The sequence below is a fragment of the Rhodococcus sp. 852002-51564_SCH6189132-a genome (genome assembly GCF_001665495.1).
Taxonomy (GTDB): domain Bacteria; phylum Actinomycetota; class Actinomycetes; order Mycobacteriales; family Mycobacteriaceae; genus Rhodococcus; species Rhodococcus pyridinivorans.
Genome location: NZ_LZMJ01000029.1, coordinates 1 through 25,738 on the forward strand (window position 1 = coordinate 1; position 25,738 = coordinate 25,738).

Annotated in this window: 28 protein-coding genes, 1 tRNA gene and 1 riboswitch; of the genes, 11 read left to right on the top strand and 18 right to left on the bottom strand. The window is 69.8% G+C overall.

Annotated elements, in window-relative coordinates; all coding sequences use genetic code 11:
* Nucleotides 1–119: 119 nt before the first annotated feature.
* Nucleotides 120–1,187, bottom strand: a complete 1,068-nt coding sequence (locus tag A5767_RS05610) for a DMT family transporter (RefSeq protein WP_064851866.1) — start codon at nt 1,185–1,187, stop codon at nt 120–122.
* Between the two features lie 142 nt (nt 1,188–1,329).
* A riboswitch (glycine riboswitch) is annotated at nt 1,330–1,419 on the bottom strand.
* A 132-nt stretch (nt 1,420–1,551) separates the two neighbouring features.
* Here A5767_RS05610 and A5767_RS05615 point away from each other — a divergent pair.
* Both A5767_RS05615 and A5767_RS05620 read left to right on the top strand, forming a co-directional pair.
* The gene (locus A5767_RS05615) at nt 1,552–2,877 is read left to right on the top strand and encodes a DUF2254 domain-containing protein (protein WP_197483205.1); all 1,326 of its coding nucleotides are present in this window, start codon (nt 1,552–1,554) and stop codon (nt 2,875–2,877) included.
* A gap of 77 nt (nt 2,878–2,954) precedes the next feature.
* Complete coding sequence (locus A5767_RS05620) at nt 2,955–3,164, top strand: DUF2945 domain-containing protein (protein ID WP_064851867.1); 210 nt, start codon at nt 2,955–2,957, stop codon at nt 3,162–3,164.
* Nucleotides 3,165–3,181: 17 nt separating this feature from the next.
* On the opposite strand, the gene A5767_RS05625 is transcribed toward A5767_RS05620, so the two are convergent.
* The 3 genes from A5767_RS05625 to A5767_RS05635 all read right to left on the bottom strand — a co-directional run bounded on the left by A5767_RS05625 (nt 3,182) and on the right by A5767_RS05635 (nt 4,698).
* Complete coding sequence (locus A5767_RS05625) at nt 3,182–3,697, bottom strand: hypothetical protein (RefSeq protein ID WP_006551531.1); 516 nt, start codon at nt 3,695–3,697, stop codon at nt 3,182–3,184.
* Nucleotides 3,694–4,275 carry a SatD family protein gene (locus A5767_RS05630; protein ID WP_064851868.1) on the bottom strand — a complete coding sequence of 194 codons (582 nt, stop codon included), beginning with the start codon at nt 4,273–4,275 and terminating at the stop codon, nt 3,694–3,696. The genes A5767_RS05625 and A5767_RS05630 overlap by 4 nt, the downstream gene beginning before the upstream one ends.
* 81 nt (nt 4,276–4,356) lie before the next feature.
* Nucleotides 4,357–4,698 (bottom strand): DUF6875 domain-containing protein, encoded by a 342-nt coding sequence (locus tag A5767_RS05635; protein WP_019289313.1) that lies wholly within the window; start codon nt 4,696–4,698, stop codon nt 4,357–4,359.
* On the opposite strand from A5767_RS05635, the gene A5767_RS22475 reads away from it, so the two are divergent.
* Nucleotides 4,681–5,091: a thioesterase domain-containing protein gene (locus tag A5767_RS22475; RefSeq protein ID WP_231913128.1), complete on the top strand. Its 411-nt coding sequence runs from the start codon at nt 4,681–4,683 to the stop codon at nt 5,089–5,091. The two genes, A5767_RS05635 and A5767_RS22475, sit on opposite strands and share 18 nt — an antisense overlap.
* Before the next feature lie 12 nt (nt 5,092–5,103).
* Nucleotides 5,104–5,415 carry a hypothetical protein gene (locus tag A5767_RS23005; RefSeq protein ID WP_064851870.1) on the top strand — a complete coding sequence of 104 codons (312 nt, stop codon included), beginning with the start codon at nt 5,104–5,106 and terminating at the stop codon, nt 5,413–5,415.
* Here A5767_RS23005 and A5767_RS05650 read toward each other — a convergent pair.
* On the bottom strand, nt 5,394–6,065 hold the full coding sequence (locus tag A5767_RS05650; protein ID WP_006551536.1) for a TVP38/TMEM64 family protein: 672 nt from the start codon (nt 6,063–6,065) through the stop codon (nt 5,394–5,396). The genes A5767_RS23005 and A5767_RS05650 overlap by 22 nt on opposite strands.
* Nucleotides 6,066–6,342: 277 nt before the next feature.
* Between A5767_RS05650 and A5767_RS05655 the strand changes: the two genes are divergently transcribed.
* The 4 genes from A5767_RS05655 (at nt 6,343) to A5767_RS22480 (ending at nt 12,166) form a co-directional block, all read left to right on the top strand.
* The gene (locus A5767_RS05655) at nt 6,343–8,208 is read left to right on the top strand and encodes a methylmalonyl-CoA mutase family protein (protein ID WP_064256280.1); all 1,866 of its coding nucleotides are present in this window, start codon (nt 6,343–6,345) and stop codon (nt 8,206–8,208) included.
* Entirely contained in the window at nt 8,209–10,455 is a 2,247-nt protein-coding gene (gene scpA / locus A5767_RS05660; protein ID WP_006551538.1) for a methylmalonyl-CoA mutase, read from the top strand.
* A 7-nt stretch (nt 10,456–10,462) separates the two neighbouring features.
* Nucleotides 10,463–11,512: a methylmalonyl Co-A mutase-associated GTPase MeaB gene (meaB, locus tag A5767_RS05665; protein WP_006551539.1), complete on the top strand. Its 1,050-nt coding sequence runs from the start codon at nt 10,463–10,465 to the stop codon at nt 11,510–11,512.
* A 126-nt stretch (nt 11,513–11,638) separates the two neighbouring features.
* Nucleotides 11,639–12,166, top strand: coding sequence for a lysoplasmalogenase family protein (locus A5767_RS22480; RefSeq protein WP_082937611.1), 528 nt, complete (start codon nt 11,639–11,641; stop codon nt 12,164–12,166).
* Here the strand turns inward: A5767_RS22480 and A5767_RS22485 are convergent.
* The 6 genes from A5767_RS22485 to A5767_RS05695 form a co-directional block, all read right to left on the bottom strand.
* Nucleotides 12,148–12,357 carry a hypothetical protein gene (locus A5767_RS22485; RefSeq protein ID WP_082937612.1) on the bottom strand — a complete coding sequence of 70 codons (210 nt, stop codon included), beginning with the start codon at nt 12,355–12,357 and terminating at the stop codon, nt 12,148–12,150. The two genes, A5767_RS22480 and A5767_RS22485, sit on opposite strands and share 19 nt — an antisense overlap.
* 298 nt (nt 12,358–12,655) lie before the next feature.
* Nucleotides 12,656–13,693, bottom strand: a complete 1,038-nt coding sequence (locus tag A5767_RS05675; protein ID WP_064851871.1) for a sulfite exporter TauE/SafE family protein — start codon at nt 13,691–13,693, stop codon at nt 12,656–12,658.
* Between the two features lie 293 nt (nt 13,694–13,986).
* Nucleotides 13,987–15,222: a saccharopine dehydrogenase family protein gene (locus tag A5767_RS05680; RefSeq protein WP_033096643.1), complete on the bottom strand. Its 1,236-nt coding sequence runs from the start codon at nt 15,220–15,222 to the stop codon at nt 13,987–13,989.
* Between the two features lie 14 nt (nt 15,223–15,236).
* Nucleotides 15,237–15,617, bottom strand: coding sequence for a DUF2784 domain-containing protein (locus A5767_RS05685; protein ID WP_019289320.1), 381 nt, complete (start codon nt 15,615–15,617; stop codon nt 15,237–15,239).
* 61 nt (nt 15,618–15,678) lie between these two features.
* Nucleotides 15,679–16,047: a universal stress protein gene (locus A5767_RS05690; RefSeq protein WP_019289321.1), complete on the bottom strand. Its 369-nt coding sequence runs from the start codon at nt 16,045–16,047 to the stop codon at nt 15,679–15,681.
* A 109-nt stretch (nt 16,048–16,156) separates the two neighbouring features.
* On the bottom strand, nt 16,157–17,626 hold the full coding sequence (locus tag A5767_RS05695; RefSeq protein ID WP_006551546.1) for an SDR family oxidoreductase: 1,470 nt from the start codon (nt 17,624–17,626) through the stop codon (nt 16,157–16,159).
* A gap of 86 nt (nt 17,627–17,712) precedes the next feature.
* On the opposite strand from A5767_RS05695, the gene A5767_RS05700 reads away from it, so the two are divergent.
* Nucleotides 17,713–17,946 carry a PLDc N-terminal domain-containing protein gene (locus A5767_RS05700; RefSeq protein WP_033096644.1) on the top strand — a complete coding sequence of 78 codons (234 nt, stop codon included), beginning with the start codon at nt 17,713–17,715 and terminating at the stop codon, nt 17,944–17,946.
* 63 nt (nt 17,947–18,009) lie between these two features.
* On the opposite strand, the gene A5767_RS05705 is transcribed toward A5767_RS05700, so the two are convergent.
* Nucleotides 18,010–18,095: transfer RNA gene (locus A5767_RS05705), tRNA-Leu, on the bottom strand.
* A 133-nt stretch (nt 18,096–18,228) separates the two neighbouring features.
* On the opposite strand from A5767_RS05705, the gene A5767_RS05710 reads away from it, so the two are divergent.
* Nucleotides 18,229–19,581, top strand: coding sequence for a M20/M25/M40 family metallo-hydrolase (locus A5767_RS05710; protein ID WP_019289324.1), 1,353 nt, complete (start codon nt 18,229–18,231; stop codon nt 19,579–19,581).
* Between the two features lie 30 nt (nt 19,582–19,611).
* A complete protein-coding gene (locus A5767_RS05715; RefSeq protein ID WP_064851872.1) occupies nt 19,612–20,154 on the top strand; it encodes a YbhB/YbcL family Raf kinase inhibitor-like protein in 543 nt (180 codons plus the stop codon).
* A 57-nt stretch (nt 20,155–20,211) separates the two neighbouring features.
* On the opposite strand, the gene A5767_RS05720 is transcribed toward A5767_RS05715, so the two are convergent.
* The 6 genes from A5767_RS05720 to A5767_RS05745 form a co-directional block, all read right to left on the bottom strand.
* Entirely contained in the window at nt 20,212–21,282 is a 1,071-nt protein-coding gene (locus A5767_RS05720) for a quinone-dependent dihydroorotate dehydrogenase (protein ID WP_064851873.1), read from the bottom strand.
* Nucleotides 21,283–21,328: 46 nt separating this feature from the next.
* Nucleotides 21,329–21,583 (bottom strand): DUF5703 family protein, encoded by a 255-nt coding sequence (locus A5767_RS05725; RefSeq protein ID WP_006551956.1) that lies wholly within the window; start codon nt 21,581–21,583, stop codon nt 21,329–21,331.
* Nucleotides 21,583–22,605, bottom strand: coding sequence for a hypothetical protein (locus A5767_RS05730; protein ID WP_024100855.1), 1,023 nt, complete (start codon nt 22,603–22,605; stop codon nt 21,583–21,585). The genes A5767_RS05725 and A5767_RS05730 overlap by 1 nt, the downstream gene beginning before the upstream one ends.
* 139 nt (nt 22,606–22,744) lie before the next feature.
* A complete protein-coding gene (locus tag A5767_RS05735) occupies nt 22,745–23,617 on the bottom strand; it encodes a heme ABC transporter ATP-binding protein (RefSeq protein WP_064851874.1) in 873 nt (290 codons plus the stop codon).
* The gene (locus A5767_RS05740; protein ID WP_019289327.1) at nt 23,608–24,705 is read right to left on the bottom strand and encodes a FecCD family ABC transporter permease; all 1,098 of its coding nucleotides are present in this window, start codon (nt 24,703–24,705) and stop codon (nt 23,608–23,610) included. The genes A5767_RS05735 and A5767_RS05740 overlap by 10 nt, the downstream gene beginning before the upstream one ends.
* Nucleotides 24,706–24,712: 7 nt before the next feature.
* Nucleotides 24,713–25,738 (bottom strand): heme/hemin ABC transporter substrate-binding protein, encoded by a 1,026-nt coding sequence (locus A5767_RS05745; protein ID WP_064851875.1) that lies wholly within the window; start codon nt 25,736–25,738, stop codon nt 24,713–24,715.

A 25,738-nucleotide genomic window follows, 5' to 3' on the forward strand; every position in this document is an offset into this window, starting at 1 on the left:
CCGGGCCCCGGCGCGCCCCCCCCCCCCCCCCCCCCCCCCCCCGCCCCCCCCCCCCCAACCCCCCAACCCCCCCCGGGGGGGGGGGGCGGCCCCCCCCCCCCCCCCCCCCCTCCCACTCGTCATCGGCGGCCGAGCATCGGCAGTGCCATCGCCACCACGATGAGACAGGCGCCCGCGGCGGCGAGCACGGTCACGGACTCTCCGAAGGCGACCATGCCGATCATCAGCGCGACCACGACTTCGAGGTAGGACAGGCCGGACAGTTCCGCGGCGCGGAGGTGCTTGCCTGCGACGACGAGCAGCCCCAGCGCGAACAGACCACAGACGACGAAGAACCCACCGGCCCACAACCAGTGCGTCGCGGTCATCCCCGACAGGTCGGGTCGGGTCACCGCGACCATCCCACCTGCCGCGACGGCGCCGAAGACGAAGTTCCACAGGGACCGGACGTCGGACGGCATGTCGGTGCGATAGCGGTAGCACAGCAGGGCCCCGCCGTAGAAGACTCCCGAGGCGGCGCCCAGCACGGTACCCAGCGTCTCGTGCTCGCCCCCGGACGATTCACCGCCCACCAGGCCGGCGGCGAGCAACATGCCGGCGAACGCCGTGCCGATCGACAGGGCGTCGAGGCGACCGACCCTCTCCTTCAGGAACACCCGGGCGAGGGCCGTCGCGACGACGGGGCCGAGGTAATGGAGAACCACGGCACGGGACAGGTCGGTCAACACCGTGGCGGACAGATAGGTCGCGAGGGACAGTCCGAGGAGCACACCGCCACCGACGACCGACCAGGACAGGCGGGTCCGGCGCAACTGTCCGAGGCGGCGGGACAGCGCGATCAGGACGAGCATGCCGATCGCTCCGACCGCCATCCGCCCGAGCGTCAGTGCTTCACCGAGCACCGCGCCTTCGGGAGTGGCCTTGCGGCCGAACAATCCTGCGGCGCCCATCGCGGTCGCGGACAGCACGATCGCGGCGATCCCGAGTCGCCGGTTCGTACGCGGCGGCGACTTCGGGGCGAGGGAGGAAGGGAGAACAGTGCCACGCGACTCGGTCGGTGCAATTTCGGCGCGCTGCTCGAGCAGCGCATGCTCGGCTCGCGAAGGCGCACCCAGGGCATGATCGGCTCGCGAAGGCGCGCCCAGGGCATCATCGGCGCGCAGGGGCGCGCCCAGGGAAACGGTCACACGTCTACCTCGGGTCCAGGGTGCACGAAACGAGCACCAGCGGGTGTTGTCGTTCCCCGCTCTGTCATCGGACCTGAGAGCTTTCGCGGACGGAGCCGCTTACACCTTCGGTGAACCCGGAAGAGTTGCTTTCCAGAGGAGCCTCGCCGTGGCGGTCTGGGGGCCTGAGAGATTCCCGGGGAGGTTGCTCCTTCGGCGCCCGCTGTGTGCGGGACTCTCCCGCCGCGGTTCGGTGGCTGTTCAATTGTCCGTCGAGTATCTCATGGACTTGCCGTAACCGTGCCGTAGGGGACATCCGGTGCGTGTGCCCACAGCTCGCTGCGAGTGCCCGCGGTACGGATTGCGGATGGTTAGCTTGGTCGACATGAGTGCTCTGCCGAGACCGTGGATGCAGTTGCGGATCGCCGCGGGCGTATACCGATTCCGGGAGAGTCTGTTCGCGCTGCCCGCGCTGGTCGTCGTCGCCGGAGCCGTGCTCGCGGAGGTGAGCGGCTACATCGATCGGGCCTTCGGCCCCTTCGCGTGGGGCATGAAGATGAACAGCAACGCCGCGATCTGGCTGCTGAGCACCGTGGCGGGTGCCACGATCACCACCGCCGGTGTCGTCTTCTCGTTGACCGTCGTGAGCCTGCAGCTGGCCAGCAGCCAGTTCTCGCCGCGGGTGATGCGGTCCTTCATCCGGGATCGGGCCAGCCAGACGGTGATCGGGGTGCTGGTGGCGACCTTCGTCTACTGCGTGCTGACACTGCGCCACATCGGCGCGGACGACGCCGCACCTGCCCCGACACTGTCGACCACCCTCGCTGTGGTCCTCGCGGTGTCGACCGTGGTGCTCATCATCGCCTATCTCAACCGGCTGGCCCACGGTCTGCAGGTCGGGGAGGTGGTGCGCAGCATCGCCTCGGAGGCCGAGAAGGTCATCTCGAACACGAGCCGGAGTTCGCGCGGCGAGATCCACGTCGACCGGGTGCCGGAGCCGGATTTCACCGAGGGGGCGACGGTGTACGCCCGGCGCGACGGCTGGGTGACCCAGGCGCCGGCCGAGCTCGTTCTCGCCGTGGTACCGCCGGGTTCGGTCGTGCGGATGGAGACGCGTCCCGGCGCGTACATTCACTGCGGGGAACCGCTGCTGCGGATCCATCCGAAGCCGGAACGGGCGGTGGTCCTGCGGCGGCTCGAGGCGGCCGTGGAGATCTCGAACACGCGCACCATGCAACAGGACGTGGACTTCGCGCTGCGGCAACTCGTCGACATCGCGCTGCGCGCACTGAGCCAGGCGATCAACGACCCGACGACCGCCACCGAGGTGGTGCTCCGGCTCGGCAGTCTGCTGCGCACCCTGCTGGTCACCGACAGTCCGGTGCCGGCGATCGGGGGTGCGGACGGCCGGATTCTGCTGCGTCCGTGGATCCTGTCGCCCGACGAGTACATCGAGCACGCCTTCGAACAGATCCGGCAGGCCGGCTCGGCGCAGCTGCACGTGGCCACGGCGCTCGCCCGGGTGCTGCGCATGCTCATCGATCATCTCTCCGAGCAGGGGCGCACCGGGTCGGTGCCGGCCTTGCAGCACCAGTTGCGTCTGCTCGTCGACGCGGTGGTCGCCCGGCCCGAGTTCCGTCCGGAGGACCTCGAACGTTTCCGTGCCGTCGCCGAGGGGTCCGCGGATCCCGCGGAGCATCGGACGGACTGATCGTCCTGGGGTGTAGGACCGATGGGAGACGGTTATCCGACTGCCACAGGAAGCGAGCCGATCGGGAGGACGACGACATGGCGACCCACTTCTCCGTCGGTGACCATGTCCGATGGAACTCCGAAGCCGGATACGTCGAGGGTGTGATCATCGCGAAGCACACGGAGGACGTGGAGTTCAAGGGGCGCACGCGGCGGTGCAGCGAGGACGAGCCGCAGTACGAGATCCGGAGCGACAAGACCGATCACGTCGCGATGCACAAGGGGAGGGCGCTGAAGAAGACCTGACGGTGGAGATCCCGGCGTCAGGTGATCAGCGCCTGCCCGACTCCGCACACCGCGACCGCCCACAGCACCGAGGTGGACGTGCCGATGATGAACTGTTCGGAGGCGTTCGGTTCGCGTAGTTCGGGATAACGGGCGAGACCCTTCACCGCCATGATGACGGCGATCCCTTCAGGCCATCCGGCGAGGATCGAGGCGGTGACCGCTCCGCGTTCGAGCACGCCGATGACGCGTCCGCCGCGGAGCGGGCCCGGGGGAGGGGTGGGCTCGGGACCGGCATCGGGTTGCCGCCGCGCGATCCGGAACGCCACGAGGACCGCGGGTCCGCCCCCGGTGATCGCCGCCGTGGCGGTGAGAATCAGCGTGGCCGCGAGCGCGACTCCCTGAACCGGTGTGGTCGCGGTGGCGGCGAGGGCTGAACCGGCGAGACCCGCAATGCTCAACGAGGCGGCCGGCCACACCGGCATGCTCGGGCGCAGCGCGAGTGCGGGTGCGAGAGCAGCCACGGCCAGGCACACCAGTGAGAGGACGGTCAACGGTCGGCCCTTTCCAGGAGTCGCCGCACGAGTTCGCGTCCGGCCAGTTCGGCCTGCCACCCGGCGGTGGCGAGGCGCTGGGACACCGCTTGTTTGCTGATGCCGAGACGCTCGGCGATCCGCGCCTGCGACAGGCCCTGACGAGCGAGGTCGACCGCCTCGTGCCCCTGGTCTGTGCGGCGCAGGACGACGGTGGCGAGCAGGGTGAGCGCGGCGTCGACGTCGGCGGTGGCCTCGGTGTCGTCGCCTTCGGCCGCGACCTGCCCAGGGGCGTTCTTGGCGCGTTCGACGGCGGTGCGGGCGTGTTCGAAGGCGGGTCCGCGGCCGGCGCGTGTCTGTTCGGGGAGCGGGGTCTCCACCGGGCCGATTCCCACCCCGATACTCCAGCGTTCCCTCCGGAGGAGGTCGAGGACGAGATCGACGACGAGGGCGGGATCGTCCGCGACGGCCTGGACCTCGTCGCCCGCGGTGCGCTCGAAGGGCCGTACCAGCGGAACATCCTGCAGTTCGGTGAGGAGGTCCGCCACGCGGTCGATGTCTCGGCGGCTGCTCCGCTGGTCGACCGTCAAGACGAACATGCGTCAAGTGTGAGGGCTTGATTGTCGATAATCAAGACCTGAAGCTTGACGACCGGAATGTGGGACAGGGACGCGTACAGCCTATCGGCCCGGCTCGTTCCCCGTCAGCTCATGATGTGCGGTGATCGCGTCCACCGCATCGCCGTCGTACTTCATCCGTTTCGCGATGGTGAGGCGGAGTGTCGACGGCAGTGCCGGGGCGAACTTCTTGAAGTAGGCGCACAGCCATTCCTGGCGACCAACGAGAAACGGGAAATCGGTCGTCATCATGTGGCGGGCGACCAGCATCGGCAACGGGGCGTCGAGTGGATGGAAGTCGTGATTCCACAGACCCGGCTGGGTGCAGCCCGGGTAGAACTGGCCGAGCATGAAACCGTGTTCGACGAACCGCGACTTGAATTCCGTGTGGACGACGTCGATCACCTCGAAGCCGCTGAGGTCGCGATCGGCTTGTCCTGGGTGTACGCGGGACTGCTGCGCCACCTGCCGGATCGGCCGGTGTACGGGCTGCAACTGCCGTACCTCTCGGGCGGACCCCTCGACGCGACGCCCGCCGAACTGGCGCACCGCTACGTCGAGGAGATGCGGGCCGTGCAACCGCAAGGTCCCTACACCGTGCTCGGCTGGTCCCAGGGCGGACTGATCGCCCACCACATGGGTGTCGAACTGCGCGCCGCGGGGGAGACCGTCGACCTGGTCGTCCTCGATTACTACCCGCTCGAACGCGAGCGGCGTGCCCACACCCACGCGGAGCTGCTGGCGGGACTGGGCATCGAACTGCCTCACGCGACGCCGGACGAGATGACCTCCGAGTAGCTGCTCGACGCGGTGAACCGCAGTCTCGGGCACGAGACCGGACTGTCCACCGCCGACCTGGAGCGGATCCTCACGGCCTATGCGCACGTCCATCGGGCCGCGCCGACGCTCGACCTGCGATGTTTCGACGGCGACCTGCTGTTCGTCGCCGCGGCGCGATCGCTCGGCACGGACGACGCTGCGTCACCGGCCCTGTGGCGGCCGTGGGTGTCCGGCACGATCACCGAGCACACGATCGACTGCGACCATCTGGAGATGATGACCCCGGCCGTGCTCGCCGTCCTCGGCCCGATTCTGGCCGACTATCTCGTCGCCGGATCCTGATCCGGCTCGACGACGGCGTCGAGCGCCGAACCGGCGGGCTCGGGGAGTCGAGCCTCGAGCAACAGCCCGGCGAGACCGAGCGCGATGCACACCCCGGTGATCACCATCAGCCGCGGATCGGTCTGCCCGGTCAGGGCGTCGCCGAGGAGTACGACCGCCACAGTGCCCGGCAGGATGCCCACGACCGTCGCGAGTGTGTAGGGGACGAGACGGACCGCCGAGACGGCGCAGCAACAGTTCACGACGAAGAACGGGGCGGCGGCGATCAGCCGCAGGGAGCCGACCGCGAGCCATCCGCGGCGTGCCAGCCGCAGATCGATCGCTTTCGCCGCCGGGTGCGTGAGGCGCGATTCCACGGCCTTGCGTCCGACGGCCCGCACGAGCAGGAACGCCAGGACGGCGCTGACCGTGGAGGCGGCGACCGTCACGCCGATACCGACGGCACTGCCGAACAGCACGCCGGCGCTGAGGGTGAACACCGTGCGCGGAATCGGGGCGATCGTGACCAGGGCGTGGACGGCGAAGAACGCCAGGACAATTGCCGGGCCGTGCACCGATTCCGACCACTCCCGGATCTGGGCGATCGTCGGATGCGGCACCACGAGAGCTACGACGACGAGAGCCGCCACCAGGCCCAGGATGCCGAGCACTCTGCGGTCTGCGGCAAGCCTCGTCACGAGCGTCCACACTACCGGCCGGGCGGTCTCTTGCATCCCGCGAGCAGAGTGACGAAGGCGGCACGATAACGTTCCGATCGAGGACGTCGTTATCGAGCGCTAGAAAAACTGTGGTGATCCCCACAACGATCGCGCGATGTGCGGGGATAGCATCACACCGAAGGCAACCTACCCATTTCGAGGTTGCCCACCTCCGGCCGACAACGCCGTCCGTACAAAGCCTGCAAACCCGCAGTAGGAGGAATCGCCCGTGTCATTAGCTGCAGAAGCCGAGGATGCCGCGCGCGCATATGCGCAGTGGCAGGACGCGGTGGCGGGGGTGCTGGCCAAGTCCCGACGTGTCGACCCGGCCGAACTCGGACCCGAGCCGCAGCGTCTGCTCGAGACCACGACCTACGACGACGTCACCGTCGCGCCGCTGTACGGCGTCCGCGACGAGCGCGACGAAGCGCCGCTGCCCGGTGAGTTCCCGTTCGTCCGCGGCGGCTCGTCCACGCGCGACGTCAACACCGGCTGGCTCGTCGACGTCCGGTTCACCGGCACCGACGCGGCCTCGGTCAACGAGCGCATCCTCGACGCCCTGAACAACGGCGTCAGTTCGGTGTGGCTCGGTCTCGGCGCCGGCGCGGTCCCCGTGGACGCGCTCGACACCGCGCTCAACGGTGTGCTCCTCGACCTCGCGCCGGTCCGTCTCGACGCCGGTGCCGACGCGGTCGCAGCGACCACCGCCGTGTACTCCGTGCTCGACAACCGCACCGATATCGAGGACCGCGCCGCCGTGCGCATCTTCCTCGGTGCAGCGCCGCTCACCAGCGCGTTCTCCGAGCGTCCCGACGTATCTCTCGACGAGGCCGTCGAGCTGGCACGGGCTGCCGCCGACCGCACCGAAGCGGTGCGTGCCCTCACCGTGGACGGCACCGCCTTCCACAACGCCGGTTCGTCCGACGCCGAAGAACTCGGTGCCGCAATCGCCGCCGGCCTCGATTATGTGCGAGCACTCGTCGACGCCGGGGTTCCCGTTGCGGCCGCGCTCGGTCAGCTCGAGTTCCGTCTCGCCGCGACCGACGACCAGTTCCAGACCATCGCCAAGTTCCGCGCGGGTCGTCAGGTGTGGGCGCGCGTCGCCCAGGTCGCCGGTGCCCCCGAGGCCGGCAACGCTCCGCAGCACGCCGTGACCTCCGCGGCGATGATGGCCCAGCGCGATCCGTGGGTGAACATGCTGCGCACGACCCTCGCTGCGTTCGGCGCGGGTGTCGGTGGCGCCGACGCCGTCACGGTCCTGCCGTTCGACTCCGCACTGCCGGCCGGTGTGCTCGAGGTGTCCGAGGCGTTCTCCGCCCGGATCGCCCGCAACACCCAGCTGCTGCTGCTCGAGGAGTCCAACCTCGGGCGCGTTCTCGATCCCGCCGCCGGTTCCTGGTACGTCGAGGAACTGACCGCGCAGATCGCAGAGAAGGCATGGGGCTTCTTCCAGGAGATCGAGGCGGCCGGTGGCTACCGCGCCGCTCTCGAGGCAGGACTGATCGCCGAGCGTGTCGCGCAGACGCGTGCCCGCCGCGAGTCCGACATCGCGCACCGCACGTTCTCGGTGACCGGGGTCAACGAATTCCCGAACCTGGCCGAGAAGCCGCTGCCGGTCGGTGTCGCCGAGGCCGGCGCGTCCGCCGCGCGGTACGCCGCACCGTTCGAGGCGCTGCGCGACCGCTCGGACACCTACCTGGCCTCGCACGGTGCCCGCCCGCGGGTGCTGCTCGCCCCGCTCGGGCCGATCGCCGAACACAACGTACGGGCGACCTTCGCGACGAACCTGCTCGCCGCCGGTGGCATCGAAGCGGTCAATCCCGGACCGCTCGATCTCGACGCCGACCTGTCGTCCCTGGTGGGCGACACCGGAACGTCCGTCGCCGTGCTGTGCGGCACCGACACCCGCTACGGCGAGCAGGCCGGTACGGCCACCTCTGCGCTGCGTGCGGCGGGGATCACGACGGTGCTGCTGGCCGGACCCGAGAAGGCCGTGAAGGACGCGCAGGGGGACGATCGTCCGGACGGCTTCCTCACCGCGCGCATCGACGCCGTCGCCGCCCTCACCGACCTGCTGAACACTCTGGGAGCGTAAGTGAGCATCGAACACGAAATCGGCAGCTTCGCCGACGTCCCGTTGACGGACCCGGCCGCGCCGGCGCCCACCGCTCCCACCGCGGAGCAGGCCGCCGCGCTCGTCGAGTCCGTCGCCGAGGCGAACAACTACAGCACCGAAGACGTCGTGTGGTCGACGCCCGAGGGCATCGACGTCAAGCCGGTCTACACCAAGGCCGACCGCGACGCCGTCGTCGCCGAGGGCTACCCGCTCGGCAGCTACCCGGGTCTGGCCCCGTTCGTGCGCGGGCCGTACCCGACGATGTACGTGAACCAGCCGTGGACCATCCGGCAGTACGCCGGCTTCTCCACCGCCGCCGAGTCCAACGCCTTCTACCGGCGCAACCTCGCCGCCGGTCAGAAGGGCCTGTCGGTGGCCTTCGACCTGGCCACGCACCGCGGCTACGACTCCGATCACCCGCGTGTACAGGGTGACGTCGGTATGGCCGGTGTCGCGATCGACTCGATCCTCGACATGCGTCAGTTGTTCGACGGCATCGATCTGTCGCAGGTGTCGGTGTCGATGACCATGAACGGCGCGGTGCTGCCGATCCTGGCGCTGTACGTCGTGGCGGCGGAGGAGCAGGGCGTCAAGCCCGAGCAGCTGGCCGGAACCATCCAGAACGACATTCTGAAGGAGTTCATGGTCCGCAACACCTACATCTACCCGCCGAAGCCGTCGATGCGGATCATCTCCGACATCTTCGCGTACACCTCGGCGAAGATGCCGCGCTTCAACTCGATCTCGATCTCCGGCTACCACATCCAGGAAGCCGGCGCGACGGCCGACCTCGAGCTCGCGTACACCCTCGCGGACGGCATGGAGTACATCCGCGCCGGACTCGACGCCGGCATGGACGTCGACAAGTTCGCGCCGCGCCTGTCGTTCTTCTGGGCGATCGGCATGAACTTCTTCATGGAGGTCGCGAAGCTGCGCGCAGGTCGCCTGCTGTGGAGCGAGCTCGTCGAGAAGTTCGGGGCGAAGAATCCGAAGTCGAAGTCGCTGCGCACCCACTCGCAGACCTCCGGCTGGTCGCTCACCGCGCAGGACGTCTTCAACAACGTCGCCCGCACGTGCGTCGAGGCGATGGCCGCGACCCAGGGCCACACCCAGTCGCTGCACACCAACGCGCTCGACGAGGCGCTGGCACTGCCCACCGACTTCTCGGCGCGCATCGCCCGCAACACCCAGCTGCTGCTGCAGCAGGAGTCGGGCACCACGCGGCCCATCGACCCGTGGGGCGGCTCGCACTACGTCGAGTGGCTCACCCACGAGCTGGCCGACAAGGCCCGCGCCCACATCGCCGAGGTCGAGGCCGCCGGCGGTATGGCGCAGGCGATCTCGGAGGGCATCCCGAAGCTGCGCATCGAGGAGGCGGCCGCCCGCACCCAGGCGCGCATCGACTCCGGTCGTCAGCCCGTCATCGGCGTCAACAAGTACCAGGTGACAGAGGACCACGAGATCGAGGTCCTCAAGGTCGAGAACTCGCGTGTGCGGGCCGAGCAGCTGGCCAAGCTCGAGCAACTGCGCGCCGACCGGGACGAGGAGGCCACCCGCGCCGCCCTCGACGCGCTCACCCGCGCCGCCGGTGCGCAGAGCCAGGGTCTCGACAACAATCTGCTCGCGCTGGCCATCGACGCGGCCCGCGCGAAGGCCACCGTCGGTGAGATCTCGGACGCCCTGGAGAAGGTCTACGGCCGCCACCAGGCCGAGATCCGTACGATCAGCGGCGTGTACCGCGACGAGGCCGGCAAGGCCACCAACATCACCGCCGCAACCGAACTGGTCGAGAAGTTCGCCGAGGAGGAGGGTCGTCGCCCCCGCATCCTCGTCGCGAAGATGGGCCAGGACGGTCACGACCGAGGCCAGAAGGTGATCGCCACGGCCTTCGCCGACCTCGGATTCGACGTCGACGTGGGACCGCTGTTCCAGACCCCCGAAGAGGTCGCCCAGCAGGCGGCCGACAACGACGTGCACGTCGTCGGCGTGTCGTCGTTGGCCGCGGGTCACCTGACGCTGGTCCCTGCCCTCAAGCAGGCGCTGGCCGAGGTGGGCCGCGAGGACATCATGATCGTCGTCGGTGGTGTCATCCCGCCGGGCGACTTCGACGAGCTCTACGCGGCGGGTGCGGCGGCGATCTTCCCGCCCGGAACCGTGATCGCGGATGCGGCGACCGGTCTGCTGACCAAGCTCGCCGCGCAGCTCGGCCACCACCTCGGAGGCTGACGTCGGCATGAGCGACTCCTCGGTCGGCGCCGCGCAGACCCGCCGACGGCAGATCGACGTCGACGCCCTCGCCGAGGCCGTGCTCGCCAACGAGCGGGCCGGCCTCGCGCGGGCCATCACGTTGGTCGAGTCGACCCGCGACGACCATCGGGAGCGGGCGCAGCAGTTGCTGCTGCGCCTGCTTCCCAACGCGGGCAACGCGATTCGTGTCGGTATCACCGGTGTGCCCGGTGTCGGCAAGTCGACCTTCATCGACGCGCTCGGCATGCATCTGCTCGAGCAGGGGCATCGGGTCGCGGTGCTGGCCGTCGACCCGTCGTCGACCCGCACGGGTGGTTCGATCCTCGGCGACAAGACACGGATGGCGCGGCTCGCGGTGCAGCGGGACGCCTACATCCGCCCGTCGCCCTCGGCCGGCACGCTCGGCGGGGTCGCGAAGGCCACCCGCGAGACGATGGTGCTGCTCGAGGCTGCCGGTTTCGACGTGATCCTCGTCGAGACCGTCGGTGTCGGACAGTCCGAGGTGACCGTCGCGAACATGGTCGACACCTTCTGCTTCCTGACCTTGGCCCGCACCGGCGACCAGCTGCAGGGCATCAAGAAGGGCGTGCTCGAACTCGCCGACCTCGTTGCCGTCAACAAGGCCGACGGGGAGTTCGAACGCGACGCGCGGGTCGCCGCCCGCGAACTCGCCGGCGCGATGCGCATGGTGCATCCGCACGACGCGATCTGGAAGCCGCCGGTGATCACCATGAGCGGCATGACCGGCAACGGTCTGGACACCTTCTGGGACACCGTGCTCGAGCACAAGAAAGTGCTCACCGAGGCGGGCATGTTCGACGAGAACCGGCGCCGTCAGCAGGTGGACTGGACGTGGACGATGGTGCACGACCAGCTGTTGCGTCGTCTCGAGACCTCCCCGCGCGTGCGGGCGATCCGCAAGGACGTCGAGGCCGGGGTGCGCGACGGTTCGCTGACCGCCGCACTCGCCGCGCAACGCCTGCTCGACGCCTTCGACGGGGTGCACGACCCCGGAACGTCCGGCGAGGACTCCTGATCCCGTGAGCCGCCGCACGATCGCCGTCACCGTTCTCGGTGCGTTCGCGATTGTCGCGGCGGCTCATCTCGTTTTCGGGCTCTCGCGCCCGATTCGGCGTTCACCGACGTTTCGCAGTGGTTCCTCATGCCGCTGCTCGCGCTCGGACTCGTTCTCGTCACGTCCGCACCGCGCGACCGGCTGGTCGTGGGCGCGCTTGTGGCACTGGGAGTCTCATGGCTGGGGGACAGCGCACCCGACCTCGTCGACGGTGATGCCGCGTTCCTGGTGCTGGTGGGTCTCGTCCTGTGCGCCCAGCTCACCTACATCGTCGCGTTCCGGCCGCACCGGCGGTCGAGCGTGCTGCGGACCCGCCCATGGGTGGTCGGTCTCTACACCTTCGCAGTGTTCGCCATGGTCGCCGTGTGCGCTTCGGCGGCAGGGATTCTCGTCGTCCCGGTGGCGATCTACGCGTCGTGCGTCGGGGAGTGGTTCGAGACCGCCGGTTTCGAGGTCGCTCGCCGACGGGACGTTGCCGGATCCCGGTGGCAGGACGATCTCCACCGACCGGATCTCGTCGAGGTTGGTGACGCTGTCCGGGGTCTCCCATGCGCAGTAGACGCTGTACTCGTCCACGCCGCTCGAGGAGCGCAGGCTCAGTGCCGCTCGATGTAGGGGGCGACGGCGGGCGCGACATCGTCGCACGAGTCGAAGCGGGCGAGGATGTCGCTGCCGAGGCCGGTCGGTTCGCTGACGGTGTCGGTGTCGGAGGTGGCGTCGTCGCCGGAGGAGCACGCTCCGAGGAGCAGAGCGCCGGCGAGGGTCGCGGATGCGACGGCGTATCGGGGCAGATTCCCACGGCGCATCGTAGCGTCCGTACGAGTTGTATGTGATCTTGGTTCTGCCCGGGCGGTCGAGGGCTGCGACACCGTGCGTTACAGCCCGAGAAGCTGCTTGGCGACCGCCACGCCACCTGCCGGATCGAGGACCATCGCGGCATCGCGGCCGCCGACGGTGATCGACACGCAGGCCTGGGGGAGTTCGACGCCGGCCGCGGTGAAGGCGGTGCCGGGCCATGTCGATCGGCATGCTGTGCGCGAATCCGCCGGCCGCTTCGATGGCGGGATCGGGAAGCACCACCGCACGCGGGCATAACAGCGATTATCAGGCCCCGTCGGGAGTCCGTGGTGACGTGGTGGAATTCAGGCGAGTTTCGTTGTGTCCGGGCACCTCCCGAGGCTCCGGACGGGCCCCGGGGAGAGGCGTCGCGTCGGTACCTTCGAGCAGTGCCGCCGGCGTCGGCTGCGCCAGCGGTTCGAGCGAACCGCTCTTCTCCGCGGGGGTGAGGCGCGAACGCTTCCAGGACACGATCAGCAGCGTGAGCCACACAGCGACGATGGCGAGGTAGAGCGCCGCCAGCGCCGCGCCGGAGAGGTCGACAGTCTTGGCGAGCTTGTGCGCGTTGGTCAGCACGATGACACCGCCGACGCCGGTACCGAGCAGCGTCGCAGGGACGCGGCTGACCAGCCAGGCCGCGACCGGCGCCGCGAGGGCACCGCCGAGCGCGAGACCGGCGACGATCACGAGATTGCCGAGGGAGTCGTGGCCGAGCCCGAACAGGAAGCCGACGCTCGCCGCGACCGCGACGAGGAACTCCGACGCGCTCACCGAACCGATCACGGTGCGCGGTGCCGTCTTACCGCGGGAGAGCAGGGTGCTGGTGGTGATCGGTCCCCAGCCGCCACCGCCGCTCGCGTCGATGAAGCCGCCGAAGAAGCCCAGAGGCGACAGGAATTTCGCGGTGTGCGGGGAGGTGCGGGCGTGGGCGACCGCAGGGGGTCGTACCGAGAAGCGCAACGCGACGTATACGCCGATGGCCAGCAGGATTCCGGCGGTCACCGGTTCGGCGGCCTCGGTGGACAGTCCCGACAGCACGGTCGCGCCGAGGAAGGCGCCGATGGCACCGGGAACACCGAGTCGCAGCACGACCTTCCAGTCGATGTTGCGGAACCGCCAGTGCGAGGCACCGGAGACGAGGGTGGTTCCGACCTCGGCGAGGTGCACGGCGGCGCTCGCGTGCGCCGGACCGACACCGCTGAACAGCAGCAGGGTGGTCGCGGTGACACCGAAGGCCATGCCGAGTGCGCCGTCGACGAGCTGTGCGCCGACACCGACGAGCGTGAAGATGAGCAGATTGAACATGCGTTGGCTCCGAAAGCTGGAAGAACCCGAAAAGTTGGACGAGCGGCGAAGCGCTCAGCAACACTCCCGGGTGCAACACAGACAATCGAAGCAGGCGCCGCGACGGGTCGGCCAGAACGGCATGAGCGCGAGACGAGCGGCCGGAGCCATCTCGGTACTCGTCGCAGCCATGGTCACGTCCTCAGGTCTCGTTCCGCGCGCGGATCGTCCGGTCCGGTCGAGCATAGCCCGTCGAAGCGACGGAGCCACACTCGGCGGGCCCGGCGCGCCGATCGGGCGCGCCGGAGGCGAGGTCAGCCGAGGCGGCGCGCGGAGATCTCGAAACCGGCCGTGCGGAGCCGTTCGGTCAGCACGTCCCCGAAGGCCACCGCGGGGGTGAGGACACCGCCACCGGCGTGCAGGGCCGCGCCGCCGAGGGCGAGCGAGAGGGCGGACTCGCCGAGCATCACGGCCGTGGCCTTGTAACCTGGGTCGCCCTGCGCGGAGAACCGCGCGGTGTAGCGGGCTCCCGATTCGGTCGAAGCGTACAGATCCACCGTGAAGTAACCGTTCTCGCGGGTCTCCTCCGACGGTCCCTCACCGGGCGCGGGCAGGAGCTTGTCGAGGACGAACCGCGTGGGCGGGAACGACAGGCCGGCGGCGAGGGCTCCCGTGCCGAGTCCGACGAGCCCGGCGAGGACGGGGGAGAGCGGTGAGGAGCCGACACTCATCACCTCCCGGTAGCGGAACCGGCGTCCGTAGGCCCAGTCGCGCAACGCGTTGCTGCGTCGCACGATGCGGGTGTTGTAGGAGGCCATCACGAACGGTGCGAGCCGCCCCGAAATCTCCGGCGCCACGGATTTGCCGTCGACGAACGCGAAGTCGTTCTGGCGACCGAGATCGGGTTCCCGAGCCCGATCGGGGGACAGCGAGTACGGGCGCGCGGCGATCTTCCGTGCGGCGGCATCCTTGCGGACCGCGTCGAGCTGTTGCCGGAGCGAATCGATGGTTCCGCCGCTCACCCCGCCGCGGAAGGAGCCGAGCACGAAGGTCGTGTCGGTGAGCGGCAGGTTGCCGTCGGCCTCCGCGGCGCGGTAGAGCGCATGGACGCCGAGGTCGGACGGGACGGAGTCGAAACCGCACGAGTGGACTATGCGGGCGCCGGTGCGCCGGGCCACGTCGTCGAAGCGGTCGATGCTCTCGCGGTGGAAGAGCACCTCGCCGGTGAGGTCGACGTAGTCGGTGCCGGCCTCGGCGCACGCCTGCACGAGCGGCAGCCCGTACGTGGCGTAGGGACCGACGGTCGTGATCACCACGCGGGTGGACTCGGCGAGCGCGGTCAGCGAGGCGGGATCGTCGGCGTTCGCCTCGATCAGCCGCCAGTCGGTTCCGAGGTCGGCGGCGAGCTTCTCGAGTTTGGTGCGTGAACGTCCTGCGAGTCCGACGGCGACGCCGTCGGGGAGGTTCTCGGCGAGATAGGCGGCGGTGAGGCGCCCGACGAAGCCGGTGGCGCCGTAGATAACGATGTCGAGATCCCGGGAGACAGTCATGCCCCTCACCCTACTCAGGAGTAAGGCTCGGGGGCGACCTTCGTCACACGGATCCGGCGCCACAGCACCACCCACGAGATGAGCACGGCGAGCGCGGCGAGGGCGCGGACCGCGCCGAGCGCGGACTCCGGGTAGATCACCCCGGTGAGGTAGTGATCGATGAATCCGCTCGGCGGCAGACCTTCCTGGCCGGCCTCGCGGCGTGCCCAGTTCTCCACCGCGGTCAGCGGGCAGTCGAACCCCACGGCCACCGAGGCCGCTCCCCACACCACCGCGACGACGTGCGCGACGATCGTGCGGGGCCACCGCCACGCGAGGAAACCACCGAACGCGACGTAGAGCACGAAGAGCAGATGCACGAAGGCCGTGAGGTCGGCGACCACCCGGAACGCCATGTGCCCAGGGTAGAACGAACGGCCTCGGAACGAACGCGGTTGCCGGAGGGCGGGCGGTGCCTCAGCCGGCCTTGATGACGAGCACCGGCACCGACGACTCTGTGATCAGCCGCTGCACCGCCCGCTCGACGAGGAACTTGCCGGTCGCGGTGCGCCCGCGGCTGCCGATGACCACGCGTTCGGCGCCGCTGCGCGCAAGCAGTTCGACGGTCGTGCCGACCGGATCGCCGTCGTGGACGGCCGCGAGCAACTCCCAGCCGTCGGTACCGGCCACCTCGCTCACCTGTGCCCGCACGCCTTCCACCTCGTCGGGTTCGTCGAGCGGGTGGAGCACCACCAGCGACTGCTGCCGGTCGGCGGCCTCCCGCACCGCGGCCTGCAGAGCGATCCGGCCTTCGGGGGTATCGGCGTGAACGACAGCGACAGTCATGACTCTCCTCGTGCGAGCCTGCGGGGACGTTATCCATTATCGCCGCGGCCCGGAGAGTGGGCCACGATCCACGGTGTGGAACCGGTCTCCCCAAATCACCGGGTCCGGATCACCAGGGTGCCGGGCGGAAGTCCTTGAGGAAGCATCCGTACAGGTCCGTGCCGGCCTCGCCCTGGACGATCGGGTCGTAGACACGGGCGGCACCGTCGACGAGATCGAGCGGGGCGTGGAATCCCTCCTCGGCCAGCCGCATCTTGGTGTGGTGCGGCCGTTCGTCGGTGATCCACCCGGTGTCGACGGCGGTCATGAGGATGCCGTCGGTGAGCATCTCCTCGGCGCTGGTGCGGGTGAGCATGTTCAGCGCGGCCTTGGCCATGTTGGTGTGCGGATGCCCGGCGCCCTTGTAGCGGCGACCCCCGAACTGCCCTTCCATCGCGGAGACGTTCACGACGTACTTGCGGCGGGCCGGGGACGCGGCGAGCGCCGGACGCAGACGGTTGACGAGGATGAACGGCGCCACCGAGTTGCACAGCTGCACCTCGAGCAGTTCCAGCGGCTCGACCTCGCCGACGGTCTGGACCCAGCTGTTGGTGTGCACGAGATCCGGCAGCAGGCCACCGGCGTCGACGGCGACGCCGGCCGCGACCCGCTCGGGTGTCGCCGATCCGGCCACCAGTGCCAGCGAGGTCAACGAGTGCGCCGACAACTCGGCCGGCAGCGACCCGGCCAGAGCAGCCGGATGGGCGTCCGAGGGCTTGCCGAAGGTCAGGACCTCGGGGCGCGGACCGGCGGGCAGCGGATCGGCCTCCGCCTCGGCCAGCGCCGAGTAGGCACCGGGGGAGCGGCGCACCGTCTGCGCGGCGTTGTTGATGAGGATGTCCAGCGGACCCTGCGCGGCCACATCGTCGGCGAGGGCGACCACCTGGGCGGGATCACGCAGGTCGATGCCGACGATGCGCAGCCGGTGCAGCCAGTCGCCGCTGTCCTCCATCGCGGTGAAGCGGCGGATCGCGTCGTTGGGGAACCGCGTGGTGACGGTGGTGTGCGCGCCGTCGCGCAGCAACCGCAATGCGATGTACATGCCGATCTTGGCGCGACCGCCGGTGAGCAGGGCGCGACGGCCCCGCAGATCGGTGCGCGCGTCGCGTTTTGCGTGGTTCTCCTCGGCGCACGTCGGGCACAACTGGTGATAGAAGGCGTCGACGCGGGTGTACTTGTCCTTGCAGATGTAGCAGTGCCGCGGACGCAGCAGCGTTCCCGCGCTTGCACCGCGAGTCGACGACGCCAGCGGGAGTCCGGCGGTCTCGTCGTCGATGCGGGTGGGGGAGGCGGTGGCGGTCGCGGACAGCACCTGACGGTCGGCGTCGACGCGCTGCTTGCGGGCCTCGTTGCGGCGCAGCCGCTTGAACTTCTTGAACATGTGCCCCACGGCCCGCTGCACGGCGATCGCGTCGGGATGTTCGGCGTCGAGACCCGCTGCCTGGTCGAGCACCCGCAGACAGGTGGCCAGATCGTCGGGGTCGATGCGGGTGAAGCCGTCGGTGGCGGGTTCGGCGGTGGTGTCGCTGTGGGGGTTCATCTGCCTTTTTCCGTGTGCTGCTGTACGCCCGATCGTATCGGGCAGGATGATCGTGTCCGAATTCCCGTGCAGGTACCGGAGGAACGATGAGCCCGAGCTCCCCCTTGTCCAAGAAGAAGTTCGCCGAACTGAGCCGCCCCCAGCAGGTGCTGGTGGTCCTGCTCGCGGTGGTGCAGTTGTCGCTCGCCGTCGCGGCCTGGGCCGATCTGGCGAGGCGACCGGCCGACAAGATCAACGGCAGCAAGCTGCGCTGGGCGCTGACCATCGCGGTGAACTTCTTCGGCCCGATCCGGTACTTCCGCAAGGGCCGCCGGGACTGAGCGGACCCCGGACGGACCGAAGGCCCCGAACCGATATCGGTTCGGGGCCTTCGGGTTTCGGAGTGTCCGAGGGGGGACTTGAACCCCCACGTCCGTTAATAGGACACTAGCACCTCAAGCTAGCGCGTCTGCCATTCCGCCACTCGGACCTGGTGCTCGCGCCCACTCGTCGTGGGCGCTGTGAAAGAGTAACCCACCACGCCCACGGTCCCAAATCGCCACCTCCACCTGCGGTGATCCGAACTGTCGAGATGGCGGACGGGCGGTGGTAGACATACGGCCATGGCCATTGACACGAGCGCCCACCAGCCGTCCCGGGCGGAGGAGGAGGTCGTCGACCTCGTCTCCCGCCTCATCCGGTTCGACACCTCGAACACCGGCGAACCCACCACTACCCGCGGCGAACGCGAATGCGCCGAGTGGGTCGCCTCCGTGCTCGAGGAGGTCGGCTACGAGACGACCTACGTCGAATCCGGAGCGCCGGGCCGCGGCAACGTCTTCGCGCGGCTGCCCGGCTCCGACCCGAGCCGCGGTGCCCTCATGCTCCACGGCCACCTCGACGTTGTGCCGGCCGAGGCCGCGGACTGGAGCGTGCATCCGTTCTCCGGGGCCGTCGAGAACGGTTACGTGTGGGGACGCGGCGCGGTCGACATGAAGGACATGGTCGGCATGATGATCGCCGTCGCCCGCTACTTCAAGGTCGAGAACATCGTGCCCCCGCGCGATCTGGTGTTCGCGTTCGTCGCCGACGAGGAGGCCGGAGGCAAGTTCGGTTCGCAGTGGCTGGTCGAGCACCGACCCGAGCTGTTCGAGGGCGTGACCGAGGCCGTGGGGGAGGTCGGCGGGTTCTCCCTGACCGTGCCGCGTCCCGACGGCACCGAACGTCGCCTGTACATGGTCGAGACGGCCGAGAAGGGCATGCGCTGGATGCGCCTGACCGCCACGGGTGTCGCCGGGCACGGCTCGTTTCTGCACGAGGACAACGCCGTCACCGTCCTCTCCCGCGCGGTGGCGCGGCTCGGCTCCCACACCTTCCCGCTGGTCGTCAACGATTCCGTCGCCGAGTTCCTCTCCGTCGTGAGCGAGGAGACCGGCCTGGACTTCGATCCGGCCTCGCCCGATCTCGAAGGTGCACTCGCCAAGCTCGGTTCGATCGCCCGCATCGTGGGCGCGACCCTGCGCGACACCGCGAACCCCACGATGCTCGACGCCGGATACAAGGCCAATGTCATCCCGCGCACCGCGCACGCCGTCGTCGACTGCCGCATCCTGCCGGGCCGGCTCGCCGAATTCGAACGCACCGTCGACGAGTTGATCGGGCCCAACGTCACCAGAGAGTGGATCACCGGCCTCGAGCCGTACGAGACCACCTTCGACGGCGAGCTCGTCGACGCGATGAACGCCGCGATCCTCGCGCACGACCCGATCGGCCGGACGGTGCCGTACATGCTCTCGGCCGGCACCGACGCCAAGGCGTTCGCCAAGCTCGGCATCCGCTGCTTCGGTTTCGCGCCGCTGCAGTTGCCGCCCGATCTGGACTTCGCCGCGCTGTTCCACGGTGTCGACGAGCGTGTCCCCGTCGAGGCACTGCGCTTCGGCACCCGGGTCATGGAACACTTCCTCATGCACGCCTAGAACACATGAAACCGTCACGAAAGGACCGGAATGGCTTTCGATTACGACCCGTACAAGTTCCTGCCCGAGCTGCCCATCCTCGAGGTGACCAGCGCGGACTTCGCCGAGGGCGAGGAATGGAAACTCCCGCAGGCCAGCGGTGCGTTCGGAATCCCCGGGGGCGGCGACGTCTCCCCGCAGCTGTCCTGGTCGGGTTTCCCCGCCGAGACGAAGAGCTTCGTCGTCACGGTGTTCGATCCGGACGCCCCCACGGCGTCGGGTTTCTGGCACTGGGCCGTCGCGAACATCCCGGCCTCGGTCACGGAACTGCCGACGGGTGCGGGTAGCGCCGACTCGAATGCTCTTCCGGAGCAGGCCGTCACGCTGCGCCACGACGGCGGAGCCCACGGGTTCATCGGTGCCGCTCCGCCGGCCGGCCACGGCCACCATCGCTACATCGTCGCGGTGCACGCACTCGACGTCGAGGCGCTCGAGGGTGTCACGCCCGAGTCGAGCCCGGCCTTCCTCGGCTTCAACGTCTTCGGGCACGCCATCGCCCGCGGTCTGCTGACCGGCACCTACGAGGTGCGCTGACAGGTCGTGACGGACGGGGCCCGGGTCGAATGCGACCCGGGCCCCGTCCGTTGCAGGTCAGACCCGTGCGGTGGCGCCCACCGCGTCGGCGATGGAGCGGTAGCCGTGCGCGCGCAGCTTGCGGGCGATGCCGCGGTTGATGCGCCGCGCCCAGAACGGACCGCCGTAGATGAAGCCGGTGTAGCCCTGGACCAGCGACGCGCCGGCGAGGATGCGCTCGAACGCCTGCTCCGGGGTTTCGATGCCGCCCACCGAGATCAGGGTGAGTCGATCGCCGACCCGCACGCGCAGTCGGCGCAGCACCTCGAGGGAGCGCTCGGCGACCGGGGCGCCCGACAGGCCGCCCGCGCCGATCTCCTCGATGCGGCTCTGCGGGGTGTTCAACCCGTCGCGGCGGATGGTGGTGTTGGTGGCGACGATGCCGGCGAGCCCGAGTTCGAGTGCCAGGTCGGCCACCGCGTCGACGTCCTCGTCGGACAGGTCGGGGGCGATCTTCACGAGCACCGGCACCGTCACGGTGTCCAGCACCGCGGCCAGGATCGGGCGCAGCGACTCGACGGCCTGCAGATCCCGCAGGCCGGGGGTGTTGGGGGAGGAGACGTTGACGACCACGAAATCAGCGAGTGGGCCGAGGAGTCGTGCGCTCTCGGTGTAGTCCTCGGCGGCCTGCTCGGCCGGCACGACCTTCGTCTTGCCGATGTTCGCGCCGATGGGGACGGTGCGGCGGCGTTGCCGGAGCCGATTGGCGGCCTCCCCGGCACCGTGGTTGTTGAAGCCCATCCGGTTCACGATCGCCCGGTCCTCGGGGAGGCGGAACAGTCGCGGCTGCGGATTGCCCGGCTGTGCCTGGGCGGTGACGGTGCCGATCTCGGCGAACCCGAATCCGAGCGGACCCCACACGTCGACACCGGTCGCGTCCTTGTCGAAACCGGCCGCCAGGCCCACCGGCGTGGGGAACTGCACGCCGAAGACGGTGTTGCGGAGGATGGGGTCGTCGGTGACGAGCACCTTCGCCACCAGGGCGCGCAGCGGCCCGAAGTGAGTCGACCAGCGCATCGCGAGGAAGGCGAGGTGGTGGGCTCGTTCCGGCGGCAACAGGAACATGAGCCGAAGAAGATAGCGGTACACGAACTACTCCCTGCAAGCCCGGTCCACGACGGTCCGGGATCTGTTATCAACCAACGGTGGGTTCGGGGACGTGATGGGCGGTCTTGCGGCGGCGCAGCAGCACCCGCCGGCTCCCGTCCGGATACAGACGCACCCGGGTGAGTTCCCAGCCGTGGAATTCGGCGGAGATCGCCAGACGCATCGACGCGCTCACCCGGGACACGTCCCGGGGCAGCTTGAGCGGCACGTATTCGTATTCGTCGTTACTGGTGTCCCAACCGACAGGCATCCGGGTCAACCGGCCGAGTCGCTCGTTCGCCATCACTGTCCTTCGATCGGGATCCGTTGCAGTCCGTCACCGGTTGCCGACGCGATCACCAGTGCCGCATCGGCCGGATCGACGGCGATCGAATTCGGTTGCCGCACCGTTGCGAAGCGGTGGCGTTCTCGCGGGATCCCGGTCGAAAGATCGTAGCCCACGACCTCGTTGCTGCCGGTCAGAGTCACCCAGATCAGGTCCCGCGTCTCGTCGTAGGTCACAGCGTACGGGGCGGGCCCGACGGGATAACGCTGCCGCAGGACGATCGCGTCGAGGGTGTAGACGAGCAGTTCGTCGCCGGTGGTGTCGGTGATCACGACGCGTCCGAAGGGGTCGGTGGTCAGCTGCGTCGCACCTTCGCCGGCACGCAGCGCGGGCCCGAGATGGGCGTCGGCGAGGTCGAGTTCGGTGAGGGAGGTCTGCCGGCGGTCGAGCGCCGCGACGGCGTCACCGGTGACGGCGAGGGCGTCGACGGAGGCGAGGCCACCGACGGTGGTGGCCACCTCGCCGGATTCGGGGTCGACGACGAGCACGCGGCCGTTGTCGGTGCCCACGGCCCAGCGGCCGTCGGACAGCACGGCCGCCGACGTGGCATTGCCGTCGACCGGGACCTCGGTGATGGTGCCGTCGGCGACGTCGATGCGCAGCACGGCCCCGGACACGGGCGCGAGCACACTGCCCTCGGGGCCGGTCACGACGGTGGCGGCGGACGACGGCAGGCCCACCAGGCGCGGTTCCGTCCCGGGACCGTCGAACGCCGTGTCGTCGAACAACGCGACCCGTGCTCCGTCGTCGACGAGCGCGGCGAAGGTACCCGTGGACGGTTCGACGACCAGCGCATCGACCTGCAGGTCGAGCGGACGGACGTCGCCGGCAGGGGACGGGCCGACCTCGGGGGCGGCCGCGGGAGTGGCGGGTTCGATGGTCTGCAGCACGTCCGGGGTGCTCTCCGACGAGCAGCCGGCCAGCACGACCATCGCGATCGCGCCCACCATCGTGACCGCTCGGATCCCCGCTCTGCCCATCGTTGCTCCTCGTCCTCGGATTCGATTCGCACCTGCCGGACGCGTCCCGGCGCCCGGCGCGCCGACCTTCAGTGTTCCTGATGCCGGTCGCGGGAAAGAAATCAGTGGGTCGTCCGCCGGGTCGGATGTGACCTGCTGCTCAGGTCTGCGCCGAGGCGGACCTGTCGCGGTTCGGACGTCGCGGCAACACGAGCGGGGTGCCGGTCTCGGGGTGGCGGCCGATCGCCACCGGGTACTGGTAGACGCGGCCGAGTAACTCTTCGGTGAGGACGTCGCCGGGTGCGCCGTCGGCGACGATGCGGCCCTGTTCGAGCACGCAGACGCGGTCGGCGTAGGCGGCGGCCAGCCCGAGATCGTGCAGCACGACGACCACGGCGTGCCCGTCGTCGGCGCGGGCCCGCACGACCTGCATGACCGCCTCCTGGTGGCCGAGGTCCAGCGCCGCGGTGGGTTCGTCGAGCAGCAGTGTCTCGGTGTCCTGGGCCAGCACCCGCGCGAGCGCCACCCGGGCCCGTTCGCCGCCGGACAGCGCGGGGAACGGCCGGTCGGCGAGATGGGCGACGTCGCAGGTCCCGAACGCCTCGGCGACGATGCGGTCGTCGTCGTCCTGTCTAGGGGTGCGCGCCCACGCGGCCCGTCCCATCCGCACGACCTGCCGGGCGGTGAACGGGAAACCGACCGTGTGCTGCTGCGGAAGCACGGCGCGGCGGCGCGCCAGCGCGATCGACGACCACCGATCGAGGGGACGGCCCTCGATCTCGACGGTGCCACCGCTGAGCGGATGGTCGCCGGACAACGCCGCGAGCAGAGTGGACTTGCCGGCGCCGTTGGGGCCGACGAGCGCGACGACCTCACCGGTGCGCACCTCGAAGTCGACGCCGTGCAGGATCTCCCGCTCTCCGCGCCGCAGCCGCACACCCGCCGCGCGCATCGTCGCGGTGCCGGGCGCCGAGCGGGCCGGGATGGTGGTCGCCACGGATCCGAGGGAGCGGGGGAGCAGTCTCATGCCCATCCACCCTGCTTCGCGCGGGTGCGGCGCAACATCAGGAAGAAGACCGGGCCACCGATGAGGGCGGTGATCATGCCGAGCGGCAGGTCGGCGTTCTCGACCAGCGTGCGCGCCCCCAGGTCGGCGGCGAGCAGGACGACCGAGCCGGCGAGCACACTCGCCACGACAAGCACCCGGTGGGCGGGGCCGAGCGCCAGGCGCATCAGGTGCGGCACGACCAGGCCGACGAACATGATGATGCCGGTGAAGGCGGTGGCGCCGCTGACCAGCACGGCGACCGCCAGGATCGACAATTGCCGCACGCGTTCGACGTCCACACCCAGATGCCGGGCGACGCTCTCGCCGAGCGCCAGCAGGTCGAGTTTCGGGGCGAGCAGGACCGCAACGAGCACACCGGCCAGGGTCAGCGGCGCGACCACCGCGACGATCTCCCAGGTGGCTCCGCCGAGACTGCCGAGCTGCCAGAACACGATCTGGTCGCGGGCGGCGGGACTGGCGACGAAGGTGAAGAACGCGATGAGCCCGCCGGCGACGGCGTTGACGGCGACGCCGGTGAGGATCACCGTGACGACTTCCGTGCGTCCGTTCGATCGGGACAGCGCGTAGACCAGCACGGTGGTGATCAGACCGGAGACGAGTGCGGCGCCGGCCAGCGCCCAGCCGGTGGTGAATGCGCCGCCGAGCACGATCACCGCCGACGCGCCGACGGCGGCGCCGGAGGACACACCGATCACGCCGGGTTCGGCGAGGGGATTGGCGAAGATGCCCTGCAACAGCGCCCCGGAACAACCGAGGGCGGCACCGACGAGCATCGCGAGCACCACGCGCGGGAAGCGCACCTCCCACAAGGTCACTTCCCCGGCGGGATGCGCGGGCACCGGGCCGAGGTCCAACCCGATGCGGTGCAGCAGACTGCCGACCACCTCGGCCGGGCTCGTGGGCACCTGTCCGAGGCACGCCGACGCGACGGCCAGGGCGAGCAGGGCAACGACGAGACCGACGAGGACGACGGTGGTGCGTCCCCGTCCGGCCTTCCGCAGTGCCCGCTCGGGAAGGCCGGTGGCCTCGGTGACTTCTCCGCTCACGGACATCCGGTGATCACGACCGGTCCGACGGGTAGAACGCCTCCACCAGAGCGGCCAGGACCTTGCCGGTCTGCGGACCGAAGCTGAGGAGGGTCGAATCGTCCATGTCCACGATGGTGCCCGTCTTCCCGGCCGGGGTCTGCGCGACCCCCGGGAGTTGTGAGAGCCCCTCCGGCCCGCCCACCGAGTCGAGGCTGTGCGTCATCACCAGGATGATGTCGGGCGCCGAGGCGATCATCGCCTCACTGGTGATGGGCACGAACTGCGAGTCCAGGCCGGCGAGGATGCCGGCGTCGCGACCACCGGCGGCCGCGACGAGCGCATCGGCCCCCGATCCGGGGCCGCCGAGCATCTTGATCGCCGAACCGCGCAGATAGAGGAATGCGACGGTCGGTTCGGGATGGTCGGCGGGAATCGAGTCTTTCGCCGCGGCGATCTCGTCGAGCGTCCGCTGCGCGAGCGCGGCGCCGGCCTCGGGCACACCGAGCGCGGCCGCGACCGCGTCGATGTCGTCGGCGACGGTGTCGAGGGAGCGTTCCGGGTCGACGAACACCACCGGCACGCCGGTCGCGCGGATCTGTTCCTGCACCGCGAGCGGACCGATGGAGGTGTCTGTGAGCACGACGGTCGGGTTCAACGCGAGGATCGCCTCGGCGTTGAGACCGTGCCCGCCGGGGGTGACGTTGGGGACGTCCTGGATCGCGGGGAAGGACGCGGTGGAGCGGCCGACGAGCTTGTCGCCGAGTCCGAGGGCGTACACGGTCTGCGCCAGGGTGCCGGAGCGGTCGGCCACCACGATCCGGGAGATGTCGGTGATCGTGGTCTCGACGCCGTCCACGCCGCGCACCGTGGCCGGCAGCGCGGGTGCCGGGTCGGAGGTGATCGGCTCGGGTTCGGCATCGACCACGGCGGTGCGCGGACCGGTCGCGACGTCGGTGACGGTCGTGCCGTCGGTGGTGGGGGCGCTGCATGCGGCGACGAGGAGGACACCCAGCACTGCGATCAGCGCGACCGGGAGGCGGAGGAGGGAACGGAACAT

What these genes read in the sequence shown, in the direction of transcription:
- A5767_RS05715 (WP_064851872.1), top strand. Translation starts at nt 19,612, where the DNA reads ATGGCTTTCGATTACGACCCGTACAAGTTCCTGCCCGAGCTGCCCATC.
- A5767_RS05620 (WP_064851867.1), top strand. Translation starts at nt 2,955, where the DNA reads ATGGCGACCCACTTCTCCGTCGGTGACCATGTCCGATGGAACTCCGAA.
- A5767_RS05690 (WP_019289321.1), bottom strand. Translation starts at nt 16,047, where the DNA reads ATGACTGTCGCTGTCGTTCACGCCGATACCCCCGAAGGCCGGATCGCT.
- A5767_RS05675 (WP_064851871.1), bottom strand. Translation starts at nt 13,693, where the DNA reads ATGTTCAATCTGCTCATCTTCACGCTCGTCGGTGTCGGCGCACAGCTC.
- A5767_RS05740 (WP_019289327.1), bottom strand. Translation starts at nt 24,705, where the DNA reads ATGTCCGTGAGCGGAGAAGTCACCGAGGCCACCGGCCTTCCCGAGCGG.
- A5767_RS05630 (WP_064851868.1), bottom strand. Translation starts at nt 4,275, where the DNA reads ATGTTCGTCTTGACGGTCGACCAGCGGAGCAGCCGCCGAGACATCGAC.
- A5767_RS05725 (WP_006551956.1), bottom strand. Translation starts at nt 21,583, where the DNA reads ATGGCGAACGAGCGACTCGGCCGGTTGACCCGGATGCCTGTCGGTTGG.
- A5767_RS05700 (WP_033096644.1), top strand. Translation starts at nt 17,713, where the DNA reads ATGAGCCCGAGCTCCCCCTTGTCCAAGAAGAAGTTCGCCGAACTGAGC.
- A5767_RS22485 (WP_082937612.1), bottom strand. Translation starts at nt 12,357, where the DNA reads ATGCGCCGTGGGAATCTGCCCCGATACGCCGTCGCATCCGCGACCCTC.
- A5767_RS05695 (WP_006551546.1), bottom strand. Translation starts at nt 17,626, where the DNA reads ATGAACCCCCACAGCGACACCACCGCCGAACCCGCCACCGACGGCTTC.
- A5767_RS05735 (WP_064851874.1), bottom strand. Translation starts at nt 23,617, where the DNA reads ATGGGCATGAGACTGCTCCCCCGCTCCCTCGGATCCGTGGCGACCACC.
- A5767_RS05745 (WP_064851875.1), bottom strand. Translation starts at nt 25,738, where the DNA reads ATGTTCCGTTCCCTCCTCCGCCTCCCGGTCGCGCTGATCGCAGTGCTG.
- A5767_RS05685 (WP_019289320.1), bottom strand. Translation starts at nt 15,617, where the DNA reads ATGGCGTTCCGGGTGGTCGCCGACCTCACGGCCTTCGTGCATCTGCTC.
- A5767_RS05615 (WP_197483205.1), top strand. Translation starts at nt 1,552, where the DNA reads ATGAGTGCTCTGCCGAGACCGTGGATGCAGTTGCGGATCGCCGCGGGC.
- A5767_RS05730 (WP_024100855.1), bottom strand. Translation starts at nt 22,605, where the DNA reads ATGGGCAGAGCGGGGATCCGAGCGGTCACGATGGTGGGCGCGATCGCG.
- A5767_RS05710 (WP_019289324.1), top strand. Translation starts at nt 18,229, where the DNA reads ATGGCCATTGACACGAGCGCCCACCAGCCGTCCCGGGCGGAGGAGGAG.
- meaB (WP_006551539.1), top strand. Translation starts at nt 10,463, where the DNA reads ATGAGCGACTCCTCGGTCGGCGCCGCGCAGACCCGCCGACGGCAGATC.
- A5767_RS22480 (WP_082937611.1), top strand. Translation starts at nt 11,639, where the DNA reads ATGCCGCTGCTCGCGCTCGGACTCGTTCTCGTCACGTCCGCACCGCGC.
- A5767_RS05680 (WP_033096643.1), bottom strand. Translation starts at nt 15,222, where the DNA reads ATGACTGTCTCCCGGGATCTCGACATCGTTATCTACGGCGCCACCGGC.